This window comes from Chryseolinea soli (genome assembly GCF_003589925.1).
Taxonomy (GTDB): Bacteria; Bacteroidota; Bacteroidia; order Cytophagales; family Cyclobacteriaceae; genus Chryseolinea; species Chryseolinea soli.
Genome location: NZ_CP032382.1, coordinates 7,580,907 through 7,595,808, shown reverse-complemented (window position 1 = coordinate 7,595,808; position 14,902 = coordinate 7,580,907). Strand labels below are relative to the sequence as shown.

General features: G+C 46.6%; 17 protein-coding genes. 11 read left to right on the top strand and 6 right to left on the bottom strand.

All coding sequences use genetic code 11. The features are described 5' to 3' along the window. Positions 1-62: 62 nt before the first annotated feature. The 10 genes from D4L85_RS31595 to D4L85_RS31550 all read left to right on the top strand — a co-directional run bounded on the left by D4L85_RS31595 (position 63) and on the right by D4L85_RS31550 (position 9,904). On the top strand, positions 63-2,372 hold the full coding sequence (locus D4L85_RS31595; protein WP_119758101.1) for a TonB-dependent receptor: 2,310 nt from the start codon (positions 63-65) through the stop codon (positions 2,370-2,372). 31 nt (positions 2,373-2,403) lie between these two features. Then, complete coding sequence (locus D4L85_RS31590) at positions 2,404-3,069, top strand: hypothetical protein (protein ID WP_228450691.1); 666 nt, start codon at positions 2,404-2,406, stop codon at positions 3,067-3,069. Positions 3,070-3,102: 33 nt separating this feature from the next. Next, positions 3,103-3,840: an outer membrane beta-barrel protein gene (locus tag D4L85_RS31585; RefSeq protein ID WP_119758100.1), complete on the top strand. Its 738-nt coding sequence runs from the start codon at positions 3,103-3,105 to the stop codon at positions 3,838-3,840. A gap of 197 nt (positions 3,841-4,037) precedes the next feature. After that, positions 4,038-4,448 (top strand): Fur family transcriptional regulator, encoded by a 411-nt coding sequence (locus D4L85_RS35205; RefSeq protein ID WP_119758099.1) that lies wholly within the window; start codon positions 4,038-4,040, stop codon positions 4,446-4,448. A gap of 2 nt (positions 4,449-4,450) precedes the next feature. Then, positions 4,451-4,915 carry a hypothetical protein gene (locus D4L85_RS31575; RefSeq protein ID WP_160144122.1) on the top strand — a complete coding sequence of 155 codons (465 nt, stop codon included), beginning with the start codon at positions 4,451-4,453 and terminating at the stop codon, positions 4,913-4,915. Between the two features lie 24 nt (positions 4,916-4,939). Then, positions 4,940-6,148, top strand: a complete 1,209-nt coding sequence (locus D4L85_RS31570; protein ID WP_119758097.1) for a GTP-binding protein — start codon at positions 4,940-4,942, stop codon at positions 6,146-6,148. Between the two features lie 56 nt (positions 6,149-6,204). Continuing rightward, positions 6,205-6,795: a DUF1826 domain-containing protein gene (locus D4L85_RS31565; RefSeq protein ID WP_160144121.1), complete on the top strand. Its 591-nt coding sequence runs from the start codon at positions 6,205-6,207 to the stop codon at positions 6,793-6,795. A 465-nt stretch (positions 6,796-7,260) separates the two neighbouring features. Continuing rightward, positions 7,261-8,106: an alpha/beta fold hydrolase gene (locus D4L85_RS31560; RefSeq protein ID WP_119758095.1), complete on the top strand. Its 846-nt coding sequence runs from the start codon at positions 7,261-7,263 to the stop codon at positions 8,104-8,106. Positions 8,107-8,168: 62 nt separating this feature from the next. Beyond that, entirely contained in the window at positions 8,169-9,017 is an 849-nt protein-coding gene (locus tag D4L85_RS31555) for an alpha/beta fold hydrolase (RefSeq protein WP_119758094.1), read from the top strand. 38 nt (positions 9,018-9,055) lie between these two features. Further along, the gene (locus tag D4L85_RS31550; RefSeq protein ID WP_119758093.1) at positions 9,056-9,904 is read left to right on the top strand and encodes an aldo/keto reductase; all 849 of its coding nucleotides are present in this window, start codon (positions 9,056-9,058) and stop codon (positions 9,902-9,904) included. 23 nt (positions 9,905-9,927) lie between these two features. Here the strand turns inward: D4L85_RS31550 and D4L85_RS31545 are convergent, their stop codons facing one another. Together D4L85_RS31545 and D4L85_RS31540 are read right to left on the bottom strand one after the other, a co-directional pair. Next, positions 9,928-10,701, bottom strand: coding sequence for an alpha/beta fold hydrolase (locus tag D4L85_RS31545; protein WP_119758092.1), 774 nt, complete (start codon positions 10,699-10,701; stop codon positions 9,928-9,930). 72 nt (positions 10,702-10,773) lie between these two features. Beyond that, a complete protein-coding gene (locus tag D4L85_RS31540) occupies positions 10,774-11,145 on the bottom strand; it encodes a nuclear transport factor 2 family protein (RefSeq protein WP_119758091.1) in 372 nt (123 codons plus the stop codon). Positions 11,146-11,290: 145 nt separating this feature from the next. On the opposite strand from D4L85_RS31540, the gene D4L85_RS31535 reads away from it, so the two are divergent. Beyond that, complete coding sequence (locus D4L85_RS31535) at positions 11,291-11,578, top strand: winged helix-turn-helix transcriptional regulator (protein WP_228450690.1); 288 nt, start codon at positions 11,291-11,293, stop codon at positions 11,576-11,578. Between the two features lie 86 nt (positions 11,579-11,664). Here the strand turns inward: D4L85_RS31535 and D4L85_RS31530 are convergent, their stop codons facing one another. From D4L85_RS31530 to D4L85_RS31515, 4 genes are all read right to left on the bottom strand, one after another. Then, entirely contained in the window at positions 11,665-12,477 is an 813-nt protein-coding gene (locus tag D4L85_RS31530; protein WP_119758089.1) for an SDR family oxidoreductase, read from the bottom strand. Between the two features lie 27 nt (positions 12,478-12,504). Further along, on the bottom strand, positions 12,505-12,897 hold the full coding sequence (locus tag D4L85_RS31525; RefSeq protein WP_119758088.1) for a GlcG/HbpS family heme-binding protein: 393 nt from the start codon (positions 12,895-12,897) through the stop codon (positions 12,505-12,507). 108 nt (positions 12,898-13,005) lie between these two features. Next, a complete protein-coding gene (locus tag D4L85_RS31520) occupies positions 13,006-13,812 on the bottom strand; it encodes an SDR family NAD(P)-dependent oxidoreductase (protein ID WP_228450689.1) in 807 nt (268 codons plus the stop codon). Positions 13,813-13,896: 84 nt separating this feature from the next. Next, positions 13,897-14,853: a helix-turn-helix domain-containing protein gene (locus D4L85_RS31515; protein WP_119758087.1), complete on the bottom strand. Its 957-nt coding sequence runs from the start codon at positions 14,851-14,853 to the stop codon at positions 13,897-13,899. Between the last annotated feature and the right edge of the window lie 49 nt (positions 14,854-14,902).

Here is a 14,902-nt window from a genome sequence, read left to right as displayed (position 1 = left end):
AGCTGTAGTGTTGCCTTCAACTTCTAAATTCTATTTTGGTGAATTTCATCATACGAATAGCTATGCTGGTAGTGTTCCTTCCCGCTATTGGAATGGCGCAGCACACTTGCTCCATTTCGTTCGGCGGTAAGGTATATGATGCTGAAAGCAAAGCGATATTACCTTTTGCAAATGTTTATGTCAGGGAATTAAATAGAGGATCGGCTGCTGATCGGAATGGAAGCTTTTCGATCGACTCAATTTGCGCGGGTAATTATACCGTTGTGTGTTCGTTTGTCGGCTATCAGTCCATCACGTATTCGGTTGCTATACAGAGGAACGTCACGTACGATTTCTCGCTAAGGCCGGAAGTCACTTCGTTAAAAGAAATTGAAGTGGTGGGAAAAAAGGAAGAGGAGCAAGCCCTTGTTTCACAGTCGAAGACCGAGATCAAAGGAGAAGACCTCATCAAAGTACGGGGCGCTACGTTGGGAGAATCGCTGACCAGTGTCCCCGGTGTTTACACGCTTCAGTCGGGGCCGTCAATTTTCAAGCCTGTCATACACGGTTTGCATAGCAATCGGATCCTCATTTTTAACAATGGCGTGCGACAGGAAGGGCAGCAATGGGGATCGGAGCATGCTCCGGAGATCGATCCTTTCATTGCAACAAAACTCTCCGTTATTAAAGGCGCGTCCAGTATTCGCTATGGATCGGATGCCATCGCCGGCGTGATCCTGGTGGAGCCAGCCTCGTTTCCGGATTCCCCCGGGATCAGTGGAGAATTCAACACGGTAGCGGCAAGCAATAATCGCATGGGTGTGGTCTCGGGCATCACGCAAGGCGCCTTCGACAGGAAACTTAGCGGGCTGAGTTGGCGGGTTCAGGGAACGTATAGGCGAGCGGGGAATTCTAAAACGCCCAACTACTATATGGAGAACACCGGCTTCGAAGAGGCAAACTTCTCGACAGCGCTATCCTACAAGAGAAAAAATTACGGGGGAGCGCTTTATTACAGTGAATTCAATACCAAACTCGGCATTTTCTCCGGAACCCATGCGGAATCGATAAGCGATATTACGGCAGCCATAAGCAGGCCCGAACCGATCACTCCATCCTATTTCAGCTACTCCATTGACCGTCCCTATCAGCAGGTGAAGCACGATCTGTTCAAGGCCAATGGATTCCTGATCTTCAATAATGAAAGCCGCCTGGATGTGGTATTTGCCAGGCAACAGAATGAACGGTCCGAATACGATTACGTGCCACTCAGCGGTCGGCAGAACCCTGAGCTTTACTTGCGGCTTGTGTCTCACACGCTGGATGTGACCTACAAGCACAAAGCGATGGGAAATTATTCGGGAAGCTTTGGGTTCAATGGCATTACCCAAGGCAATGTGCGTCAATATGAAATGCTGATCCCCAACTTCCGGAACTACGGTGGCGGCGCATTCTATATTGGAAAGTGGACAAAAGACCGGTTGACGCTAGAAGCTGGCCTGCGATACGACTACCGTTGGTTAAGAGCCTATGCGCTGGACAACAATACGGCACAGGTTGTCACACCCACGTGGACCTTTCAGAACTTTACGGAGACCATCGGCGCCCAGTATTATATAAGACCTAATCTGTCGTGGGCAGTCAATATCGGAACGGCCTGGCGCGCGCCGACCATCAATGAACTGATGTCGCAGGGGGTGCACCAGAGCGCTGTGGCCTATGAGATCGGGAACCCGGATCTGCATTCTGAAAGGGCGTATAACTTCAGCACCTCGCTTCATTATGATGGCGATCGCTGGCATGGAGAATTGGGCCTCTACAACAACATTATTGACGGCTACATTTTCCTCAAGCCGGATCTGCAATACATCCACACCGTGCGAGGCTCCTATCCGACGTTCACCTACACGCAAGTCAATGCACGGTTTCGCGGAGTGGATCTTTCGGCCACGTATAAGCTGACGGATTCATTGGCGTTCACAACCAAAATGTCGTTGCTCTATGCCTGGAACAACACCATTCACGACTACTTGCAATTGATACCGGCCAACCGGTTTGAAAATTCGATCCGTTACGGACTCGGCGATCATGGATTTTTAAAACAGCTCTTCATGGCCGCCACGGGAATTTACGTGGGGCATCAGGGTCGCGTCCCCGCCAACAGCGACTATGTCGATCCACCCCCCGCTTACTTTCTTCTGAATGCTAACGTGGGGTTCTCCCTTCACGTGGGCAGGCAGCCTATGATGTTCAATGTCTCGGCCAACAATTTACTGAACGAGGTCTATCGCGACTATATGGACAGGTTCCGCTATTTCACTGATGAGCCTGGAAGAAATTTTACGGTGCGGGTGCGCATACCCTTTGGGATGACCAAACAACAATCAAAATGACCAACAAAATAAAATAACCTAAATAAATACAATGATGAACTTTAGAAAATCACTTTCCATGATGATCGCCGGCGGGGCGCTGGTGGTATTCTCCTGTAACAAGGACGAACAGGTTGTAGCCCCAACCATCGCCAACGAGGCCTTGACCACCGTGCAGCTACAACTTATCAATACGGCCGACGCGTCAGACAAACCTACTGCCCAGTGGGAGCAGTTGCTGGATAACAATGGAAATCCTTTGCCCGTGGATGTCAGTCAGGCGAATCTGACTTTAAAAGCGAATGCGACCTATACCGCCAAAATTGTATTGCTGGACAAAACACAGAGCCCTGTTTTTGTGGTCTCGGACGAGATCAAGGAGCGGGCAAATTATCACTTGTTCTTTTTTCAACCGTTGCCGACAAGTCAGCCCCTGGTTATCCCCAACAGCTATCCGGATGATAAAAATGATGTCTACCCGGAACCTATTCCAACACCCATTCCAGCAGGAAGCGCCCTTAACCTGACGATTGCAATTACCGATCATGACATCAACCCGCAACAATACCCGGTTGGCCTCGAAAGCAATTTTGCAGCGGGAGCGGCAGGCACCGGATGGCTGCGCATCGTGATGCGCCACCAACCCAATGTAAAAAATGGAACATACGCGCCCGGATCAACCGATCTGGATGTAGGCTTCACGGTCACTATTCAATAATGGATTATTAGCAAACGATAAACGGACTCAACTATGAAAACAAAATTTATAATTTTCTGCGCACTATCTGTGCTGATCTCTTTTTCATCCATAGCACAAGACAGGGCAAAGAACTTCATCGGTTTCACGCTGGGCGCATCCATCCCTACCGGTGATTTCGCGAAAGCAGAGGCCGGCACTTTTAATAATTGGAACAATAAGGCGGGCTTTGCCAACACCGGTTTCGCCGCCGGCGTAGAAGGTGCCTATTACTTTCTTCCCCATATCGGAGTAGGGGGAACACTGTATTATGCGCAACACGGAGGTTTCAGTCAAACCGATGCTGCCAAATTGGGTGCAAGCTATACCGATGCCTTTGGCGTCGATGCCTCTACCGTCACCACTAGCGGCAACTATAGCTCGCTTAACCTGATGGCGGGTCCCTATTTCTCCTTCCCAGTGAACAAGTTCACATTTGACATCCGGCTGTTGGGCGGTCTTCTGAAGAGTCTTTCAACACCGGAAATGACGGTGGTGTTAGAAGATAATACGGCAGCGCCACTTCAGCAGAACAGTTCAACGGGATCAGCTTTTGGATGGCAAGTGGGTGCGGGATTTCGTTACACCCTTACCGACAAGCTTGGCCTTATGTTTCGCGCCGACTATTTCAATTCCGATGGGGTGAAAATCGAGAATGAGCACCGCGAGAATAGGGCAGGCCGCCTGGTGACCAAACAACCCATGTCGTGGGTCAATACTTCGGTGGGATTATCTTTTTCATTGGGTAAATAATACTGAGATGACAGAAGCACGGCTTCCTGCCTGGAGCATGACGCGGATCAACCCAGGCTTTGAAGGCTGAAACGGCTTGCCCATACCGCATTTTTTTCTTCGTAGGTTAGGGTTGGTATCGGGCAGCCGTTCTTCCTCTTCTTCTTCTTGTCTCCGGTTTTAAAATCAAATTTCTCAACTATTCTCAATCATTATTTATGGTGACGAAGAGAAATAAAATAATCGCTGATCTGGAAATTCACCAGACCTCCTGTAGAAAAGAAATAGTAAAGATATTCATGGATCATTCCGGTATAGCCTTTTCGGAGGGAGAGATCAGGGATCAACTCCGTGGAGAATTCGACAGGACCACGGTTTACCGTACTATCAAAATATTGATCAAAAAGAATTTTATCCACCAGGTGATTTGCGACCAGGGAGTGTTGAAGTATGCTTTGTCAACCCACGACAAGACCCTTGATGATCATGCTCATTTTCAATGCACCGACTGCGGCAAGGTTTTTTGCCTGACCGGAAAGATTGAAAACGTAGGAGCCCCTCCTGGATATGTCGTGCAACAACAGATATTATTAATAAAGGGCAGTTGCAAAAAATGCAGGTATTCGTAGTTATGCAGCGAACAGGAAGAAGGATTTACAGGGGGTATATTTTAATCTTCGCGCTCCTTTGTTTTCCGGCCGCCTTTGCTCAAAGCGGCGCGGTGGACGGATGGCCCATATTTGCCAAGGTAAAATTCACCTCAAGGTTGTTCAAAAAGCTGAATGAATATTACTTGGTTCCCTTCTTTGACCAGCGGATTACGTCATTGGCGGGCACGGAGATTACGGTAAAGGGACACTACATACCCTTTGATGGGCCGAGGGATCAAATCATCATTTCAAAAAGCCCGCTTGCCTCCTGTTTTTTCTGTGGTGGGGCTGGCCCAGAGTCCGTAGCGGAGGCCATTCTAAAATCCAAGGCACCTAAACTGAAATCCGATCAGACCATTACCGTGAAAGGTAAACTAAAGCTCAACGATAAGGACATCAATCATATGAACTTCATATTGGTAGAGGCTGAGATCATTGAAAATTAAAAAGTATTTAACCGTAACCCTTTAATGATGAGATTTTTTAAAGAAAAGAAATTGCCGGTAACCGTTCTCAGCGGCTTTTTAGGAGCCGGCAAGACAACCCTCCTCAATCATGTCCTTCACAACCGGGATGGATTGAAAGTAGCCGTGATCGTCAATGACATGAGCGAAGTTAATGTGGATGCTCAGCTGGTAAAGAATGAGATCAATTTTTCGCGAACGGAAGAGAAGCTGGTGGAAATGAGCAACGGTTGTATCTGTTGTACGTTACGCGAAGACCTGATCAAAGAAGTAGGTGCGTTGGCCGCGCAAGGAAAGTTTGACTACTTGCTCATCGAGAGCACCGGCATATCGGAGCCTATTCCTGTAGCACAGACCTTCACCTTCGATACCAGGGACCAACTTCTCAACCTCGCGGACATTACCCGGCTGGATACGATGGTTACGGTGGTCGACGCACTCAATTTCTTTAAAGACTTTGGGAGTGCCGATACCGTGTTGACCAGAGAAATGACCGATGATATGGAAGATCAACGCAGCATTGTAAGTTTGCTAACCGACCAAATTGAGTTTGCCAATGTAATTGTATTGAATAAGACCGATCTGATTGACGCTAAAGATCTAAAATTACTCGAAGGCACCCTGCGCAAACTAAATCCCGATGCTCGCGTCATAAAGACTTCGTTCAGTAAGATTGATGTTAATGATATTCTGAATACAAAGCTTTTCAATTACGAAAAAGCGGAACAGTCTGCCGGGTGGATCAAGGAACTGAATGGTATACACACACCGGAAACGGATGAATATGGGATTAGCTCATTTGTATTCCGTGAACATCGGCCGTTCAATGCCGATCGCCTTTGGATGTATATCAAGAACAAATGGCCTGGTAACGTCATCCGGAGCAAAGGGGTTTTCTGGATGTTGTCCCGGCCGGATCATGCCCTGCTGTGGAGCCAGGTCGGGGGGGCGTCGAAAGCGGAGGTTTATGGCAAATGGTGGGCCTCCGTTCCCCTGGCTGACCGTGCTAAAAGCGCGGCCTATATGGAAAACCAGGATCTCATTCAGCGGAAATGGAACAACACCTGGGGTGACAGGCTCAATGAACTCGTCATCATCGGTCAACACCTGGATAAGGATAAGGTACAGCGAGAATTGGAGGAGTGCCTTTGCAATGAAGCAGAGATCAACCATTTTCAGTTAGGCGGAAAATTTCAAGACCAGTGGCCAATATGAGGTGGTTAAATGAACTTGTAGGCAGAAGACAATTCTGTCAGGTCGAAGTTGATCAAATGAATGACTTAGCCTTGATCCATGATCCGTATGTAAATTTTGTCTATTACAAGCGGCCGATTGATGACGATATTGAATTATTTATCTGGTATTTGATCGAGAATGATTTTAACGGAATTAGTGAATCGGTAACTCCGCACAACGTGGCCAAAACGCTGGCAGCTCGGTTAAGTAACGATGATGCCCATCTTTTATGGAAAAGAAAATTCATGCAGGATATTCTCAACATCACGCAAGTGTTTTTTAACATCACGAAGGCACAGCAGATCCAACTAATTCTTAAAGTGGTTAGTGATGACGCTTGTCGAAAATTCCACACCGATGCCTATGATTTGCGCTTATTATGCACGTACCAGGGAAGCGGCACAGAGTGGATTGAAGATCGGTATGTAAACCAAAAAAAATTGGTCACCGGGTCCAATAAGGATATCATCCGTGACTTTTCAAAAGTGAAGCAGACTGAACCTTTTGAAGTGGCCATACTTAAAGGTGAAGTCCCCTCGCGTCCGGGCGGAAAAGGGATCGTTCATCGCTCCCCCGCTATTCAGCAACTTGGGGGAAAAAGACTTCTCTTGCGATTGGATTTTTGAAATATGTTTACACAGACGACCTTGTGATCGAGATGAAAACCTGAGCTCTGCCTGTCGTTTTGCCCTAAGGCTGATTCGACATTTTTATCACAAAGCACCTTCGTATTGCCCCTGACGGAAAAGGGTCAGGACGACTTTGTATTCTTAGCGGATCGTTGGAACAAAGTTGACCTGGAGAACTCCACTTATGTTTGGTTACCGATGAAGTTTGAGAAGGGATTATTTCAAATACAATGGAAGCCAAATTGGAAGTTGGATGACTAGATGAGATTCCGACCCCCTTGCCCAGTTCATTCCGCCAGGGTATGATTCAGGGAATTACCAGGAAAATATCAGCGAAATATTTAGTTTCTACAATACTTGCTTTGATTTATACAATCCGTTCTTGATTTGTTCTTCAATCTTGCCTGACTGATAAATTTCAGGCAAAGTGACGCCATCAGTTGCGAAATCAAACTATAAAATATGAGCGAAAACAATTTACCAAACATTGGTGCTGTGGCGACAGCCGAGATTGACGGATTAGCCATTCGATATGCACGGTCCGGCGCATCGAAAGGCATGCCTATTCTTCTTACTGCGCCATGGCCAGAAAGTATTTACGCATTTTATCACTTGGCACCACGGCTTGCCGCCACACATCGTGTTATAATCGTTGACCTACCAGGTTTCGGTCTCTCACAAAGTCGTGCTGATGTCATGGCGCCAGAAGCGATGGGGGATTTTGTCATAAAGCTTCTCAAATATTTCGGCTTCAGCCGCGTGCATGCCGTCGCACCTGACGTGGGTACACCTGCCGTTTTGTTTGCTGCTTCGAAACAGCAAGAACTTTTTGAGAGCCTGGTCATTGGCGGTGCCGCGATGAAACCTGATCTTGCCGGAGGTGCTTTGAAAGACCTTATTCATTCGCCCGAGGGCTATCTGGCCAACGCCGGGGCCGATGGCGTGAAACCCTACCTGGAGCAAGCGGCGCTATTGACGCCCGCCGCCATCATTGAAGACTTTCGGGCTGCGTCTGCTGGCCGGCGTCTTGAAGAGGCGACCCAGTTTGTACGGGGATATATTCACGATCTTCCTAAACTGGAACCGCTGTTGCTCAATGTGAAAACGCCGTCATTGATCCTATCAGGAAAGCATGATGCCATCGTGCCGCCGGTAAATCTTCAATTTCTGGCAGATCGATTGCCGAACAATCGCCACTTGCTGCTTGAGGCAGAACATCGCCTTTGGGAAGAGGCCGCCGATGAGTATAATAAGACCATTGTCTCGTGGCTTGATGGAGACTATCGCTCGCTTCTAAGGGCTTTGTGAACAAAGTCAAATTAGAAGAGCCTCGCGGCTAAGGAAGAATTTTTATGCTGTAAAACCAAACTATGAGCAACCCAATCTTAGCATACAAAGATGCGCCAACCGAGTATATCGAGGTGGATGGAATTCGCTATGCTTACCGGTCATTAGGCATGCCATCCGGATCTCCCATCGTCTGTTTACAACACTTTACGGGCACATTGGACAATTGGGACCCGATCATTATGGATGGCCTTTCCCGCGAAAGGCATGTTATTACTATTGACAACAGCGGCATCGGTAATTCAGAAGGGATAACGCCCGACAACGTGGAGGCCATGACGCTGGATGTTCTAAAGGTCATCAACGCCCTAGGCGTGAAACAGTGTGATTTGCTTGGCTTTTCGTTAGGTGGTTTTGTCGCGCAAATGATCGCCACGAAGAAGCCAGACATCTTGCGCAAAATTATCCTGGTGGGAACAGCGCCACAGGGGACGAAGGCTTTGCATTCATTCCCGCAGTTGGCGGAAAAAGCATTTCAATTGAACAACCCCATGGAAAGCTTTCTCTTTATTTTTGCGACCAAATCTGAAAAAAGCAGGTCAAAACTGACGGCCACACTTCAGCGATTGATGGAAAGAAAGCAAGACCGCGACAAAAATACCAGTCTGCCTTCGGTGCAGGCGCAAATCAAGGCGCTCACACGATGGGGAACCGATCCCGTCACGATAAAGCTTGAAGAAATCCAACAACCTGTCCTGATCATACAAGGCAGCCATGACAACATGATGGACAGCGCTTCGTCACAGGAACTTTTCAGGCAAATCCCCAATGCACTTCTCAATTATTATCCTGATTCCGCGCATGGGTCATTTTTTCAGTATCCTGAGTTATTTGTGGAACAGGCCAATTATTTTTTGAATACTTTTGAATAAGGCCTGTGCCGTCGAATAAGAAATATACTAGAAAACCTATGACGATCCCGGATAACAATACCTATAAGATTGGAAACGATCTTGCCGTAAATCGAATCGGTTTTGGTGCCATGCGCATCACGGGGGAAGGTGTTTGGGGCCAACCAAAAAACAGGGACGAAGCCATCCGTGTACTGCAAGCCCTTCCAGGGCTCGGCGTTAATTTCATTGACACAGCCGACAGTTATGGCCCTTATGTATCTGAAGAACTCATTGCCCAGGCACTCCATCCCTATCCTGCCGATATGGTGATCGCCACAAAGGGTGGTCTCGAGCGTTCCGGTCCCAATGCATGGCACATCAACGGTCACCCAGACCACCTGAGAGAAGCACTCGAAGGCAGCCTCAAACGACTGAAACTTGATCGCATAGACCTCTATCAATTACACAGGATAGACCCCAAAGTTCCTTTCGAATCCACGATGTCCTTTTTGCAAAAAGCGCAGCAGCAGGGCCTTATAAAACACATCGGGCTTTCAGAAGTAAACTTGGCCACATTAAAAAAAGCGCAGCAGTTCGTATCCATTGTGTCACTGCAAAACAGGTATAGTATCGTCGCGCGTAACTGGGAACCAGAGTTGGAATACTGCAGAGAACATCATATCGCCTTCATTCCCTGGAACCCTATCAATGCCGGCGATATCACCTATGCGGCAAAGCTCACCAAGATTGCCAACAAGCACAAAGCTACCGGGCAACAGGTTGCATTAAGCTGGCTGTATCATCATTCACCGAACATCCTGCTCATACCGGGCACCTCCAAAGCAAGCCATCTCGCGGAGAACGTGAAAGCGGCAGAGGTTAAGCTCACAGCAGAAGAAATGGCCGAGTTGAGCACCATTGAATAACTGTGCTCTTACGCAAACTATGACTACTGTTTGGCAAAACTGTCTATAAAAGCGGCTACCGGTTCAGGTGCTTGTAGCATCATTAAGTGCCCCACTTGCGGGATAGTTACCATGGAAGAGCCGGGTATTCGGTCTTTTACTTCGTGTTCTAATCTTGCCGGAGTATCCACCACATCTTTTTCGCCGGCAATAATGAGCGTAGGGACATTGATGTTGCTGAGCCCTTCGGAGGCATCTTCCGACAGGGCGATGTTAGGCCAACTTATTCTCGAAGCCTTGCTATGCTTTTTCATATCCTCGATGGTCCGTATTCGTATCGTGGAATTGATGTTGCCAGCCTGAAATACTTGATCGATGGTTTTATTTATTCCTGCCTCTGTGGTATACGCATTCATCATGTTATTGAGAGCTTCCTGAGGAAAGATTGTAGGCGTTGCGGGAGAAGGTGCAACCAGGATCAGTTTGCGCAACCCTTTCGGTTGCCGCGCTGCGACGTATTGTGCCACTTTGCCTCCCATGGAATGGCCCACCAATACAAAACTATCCAAATTCAATTGTGCAATGAGGGCCAAAGCGTCTGAGGCCAGAGTTTTGATGTCATAGCCGTTGTCCGGTTTATCAGATTCACCCCACCCGCGGTGATCATATCTTATCGTGCGATAGCGATCGCTGAGTAAGCCAGCGACCTCGGTCCACGTTCTTGATGAACCTCCCCAGAAATGCAGGAAGAGCAAGGTTGGTGAATGTTTACCTTCGTCAACGATGTGAAGGGTAGTGTTGTTTACCTGATATTTCATTTGATTTTTAAAAGCGGCAGGTACTCACCTAATTGCAAAAGGTAATGACTGAATTAAGGACTTAGACGCTCTTCAAATAATTGGGAACATAGCATTTCCATTGGCTGATTGGGAAGGCAAAACTTCTTCCTGCATGACATCCCAGTGTTCCACGAGTTTGCCGTCCTCTATCTTAAAAATATCTACTGCGATCATGTTCTTGCCATTCCAGTTTTCATACCGTCCGTGAATCATGACCATATTTCCGTGATCGGTGATTACTCCAGGTTCGTATTTGAAATTCTTAGGCAACGTAGGGAGAAATTGTTTTAGCGCTTCCGTGCCATTCGGGATGAACGGATTGTGCTGTTTGTAATCTTTGGAAAAGTACTTATCAAATGCCGTGATGTCCTTGCGGACAAAAACATCCGTAATGGCTTTTAACGCCAGCTCTTTAGGATTCATTATTTTGTGATTTTACGAGCCTAAATTCGTAGGTTAGTAACGTATAAACAAGTAGTCATAAAATATATGCTTAGTACAATTTTTTAGACCAATGAATAGAAAAAACAAAGATTTTAATCCGAACAACTGCCCCGTTACACATTTCATGAATAAGATAGGAGGCAAATGGAAAGTGTTGGTCGTATACGGAATAGAGATGGGGCATAATCGTTTTAGTACACTGCGCAAAGTGATTCCGCATATCAGCAAGCAAACGCTGATCAATCAACTCCGCGAGTTGGAGCAAGACCGTATTATCGAGCGGACCGTATTTCCAGAAGTTCCGCCAAGGGTAGAATACAAAGTCTCGAAATATGGCAAAACGATGTGGCCTGTAATAGTCACCATTCAGCAATGGGGACTAAAAGATATGAGGCGAGGGTTAAAGAAATAATTTTTTGTTAAAACCTGCGAAATAAAGAATAAAGCGCCTCCATTTGATGTAATAAGTGGAGGCGCCTTTTCCGCTGCTGAATTATTTTAAATGGTTTGGTCCCAGGCTTTCACCTGGAGATCTCTTATGAAATCTTCGACAAACTTCGGTACAACGTTTCTGTATTTACCAGTCTCCTGCGGAACAATGTTTACCATGGCATCAATCATTTCATTTGGGTCCAGACGTGACGTGTCGTTGGCTAGCAAAAGATCAAATTGTGCTTTCATGGCACTTTGCTTGGTGAAGTTTTTTGCATCGTCCAACCAGCGGAAAGCAGAGTCGGCTACGGTTTCGTTGAAGCCTGTCAGGTATGAGCCTGGATTAATGGTTTGTACCTGAATATCGTAGGGTGTGAGTTCTTGCTGCAAGGAATTTGCTATGGCCTCAATTGCGTGCTTTGTTGAACAATAAATTCCCAATCCCCATGGTGATAGAAACCCGCCCATGGAAGAAGTGAAGATGACTTTAGCCTTTTTCTTATTCGTGATAAACTTGCCAATAAATTTTTGTGCAAGATTCAGCGGGGCGAATACGTTCGATTCGAAATTTCTCCGAACGAGATCAATTGGAATTTCAAAAGCCGGTCCTCCTTCGCCTATTCCGGAGTTGAGGAGTAAAATATCGATGTCCCACGTGAGGGCATAGTTGACATCGAATGGATCCAATACATCAAGTTTTTCAACCCTGAGTTTATCCTGAAGTCCAAGTTCTTCTGCCTTTAACCGCAGACTTGTTACTTGTGGTGATATGTGAACACCGGCAATGACGTTATACCCTGCTTTCGCTAAACCGATAGCCGTGCCTTCTCCCAGGCCCGAGCCAGCCCCTGTGATGAGTATTGTTTTTTTGTTTGACATGATAATGGATGGTTATCGATATAATAATTAGATAGTGCTTCCGGCGGATGCAACGGTTTGATCCTGGATGGGAAAGCCACCGGAAACTCCGATGTATCCGATGATTTCGCCATTGGCTTTTACAGGCATTCCTCCCGGAAATCCGATGAGCCCACCACTGGTATTCTCCATTCCATATGCGGCCACTTCAGGCTTTAGGAATTCTCCTACCTGTTCGCTAGTCATACGGAAAAGCATTGACGTCTTGGCTTTTTTTATTGCGATATCGATCGATCCTAGGAAGGCGTCGTCCATTCGTTCGAATGCCTTCAAGTGTCCCCATTTGTCGGTGATGGCGATGTTCATAGCAACATTGATCTCTTCGGCCTTGGCTTTTGCCTGGCTCATAAGTTTTTCTGCTTGTTTGGTTGTGATCTCCATAAATTGTTTGAGTTGGTGTAAATGTTTTCCGGAGAGTTTGGACAATATTCCAGCGATCCACGACAACGGTGGCGCACGTTATGTCCAATGTGTTTCATTATTGGTTTACTATTGGGCGGACACTGACACAGCCGACCAGTTTTCCCATGTTTGCAAGCGCTCCAGGTACTGCGGTTTTATCAATGGCAACATATCTCCCAGGAAGATTCTCAATGGTGGATTCTCTGCATCGATCACTTTGAGAATTGCCTGGCCCGTCGCTTGCGGATCGGCAGCTGAATTTTGAAGCAACGTGAACACAAATTCTTTTGTTTGCTCGTAACCTTCCACTGGTTTGCTTTTAAAAGAGGAACTGCCGCCCCAATCGGTTGCATAACCACCTGGTTCAACCAGTGTTATTTTGATGCCAAATTCGGCGACTTCTTTGGAAAGGGATTCAGAAAAGCCTTCCATTGCCCATTTTGATGCGTGATAGATTCCAAGAACAGGCAGTGCGATCACCCCGCCAATACTTGAAACCTGAATGATGTGGCCGTGTCGCTGTTTACGCATGATGGGGATGGCTGCCTGCGTAATCCACAACGCGCCGAAGAAATTTGTTTCCATCTGCGCACGTACTTCTTCCTCGGAGTTTTCTTCGATGGCTCCGAATAAACCATAGCCTGCATTATTGATGACCACGTCGAGACTTCCAAAGTGCTCGAGGCTTTTTCTCAGGGCCCCCGCTCCGGCTGCCTTGTTTCTTACGTCGAGTTGAATCGCCAGAACAGAAGAACCGAACTGTTGCTTAAGGTCATTCAGGTCTTCGACTCTTCTTGCAGTAGCAATGACGTTGTCTCCGCGTTCTAACGCAGCGGTTGCCCAGATTCTGCCAAATCCCTTTGACGCTCCGGTAATAAAAATTGTTTTACTCATGATATTTTCCGTTTGACTATGGTTCAAAATTATCTAGAACCGATGGTTATAACAGTGCAAATACCAAAGTGAAGGTTGCAAAAATCAAATTCCGCCCTGGGTCCTGTAAATAGCCGGAGTTACCTGGAGCTGTTTCTTGAAGAAGTTGTTAAAATGCGCGGGTTCGTTAAAACCAAGTTTGAATGTAATCTCTTTTATAGACAGGTTGGTCTGAATAAGTAGCGATTTGGCTTCATTGATGATATGCCGATGGATAAATGAAATCGCGGTTTCCTTCGTAACACGCTTTACGACTGCATTCAAATGATAAGGATGGACATTCAGAAGGCTAGCGTAAAAATTTACAGTTCTTGCTTGTTCGTTGACAGCCGGGTCTGGCAGATATTGTTTAATGAAAGACTGAAATTTATTCACCAGGGCGTCGTCGCCTGACTTCAACTCCAGTACCAATTCTTGTTCTCTCTCGGCAAACTTGAAATATAATCTACGCACATTGAGCAACAACAAATAAGTGTATCCACTTATGAATTCAAATTTATCAATGTTGTCGGAATGATACTCTTTCTGAATTGTTTTGTAAATGCCAGCAAGAAATTCAGCATCCTCAGGTTCTATCTCAAAGGGAATAGCTTTTTCCAGTTGGAAGAAAGGCAAATCGAAAACAAGCTCTGCCAATGCTTTATGTTTGATGAGAAAGGCTTCAGTAAAAAGAATGTAATACTCCTTGCGCGTACCTTCAGGAATCACCCAGGAGAGAATTGTATTGGGCGTCTTAAAATATAATGCGGGTTTGCTGAGGGTGGTCTTCCAAAAGCCAGTATTCATGATACCACCGCCCTCTAAGTACAAGGACACACAATAAAATCGATGACGGAAGGGCTCAACAACGGAATCGAACAAGTTCATGAGCTGGGTATCAACCTCACGCAGATCAAAATCTTTGCTCAAAGGAGGAGCAGCCCCGACGAATTTATAGAAATCAACCAGGTTTTCCAGGAGTGGAATGTGCGCTTGGCTGGATACTTTATTTTTTGAGGCCATATCGAAGGCTTGTTCTGGCGGATGGTTGCAAGACGCTGAAGATACGATG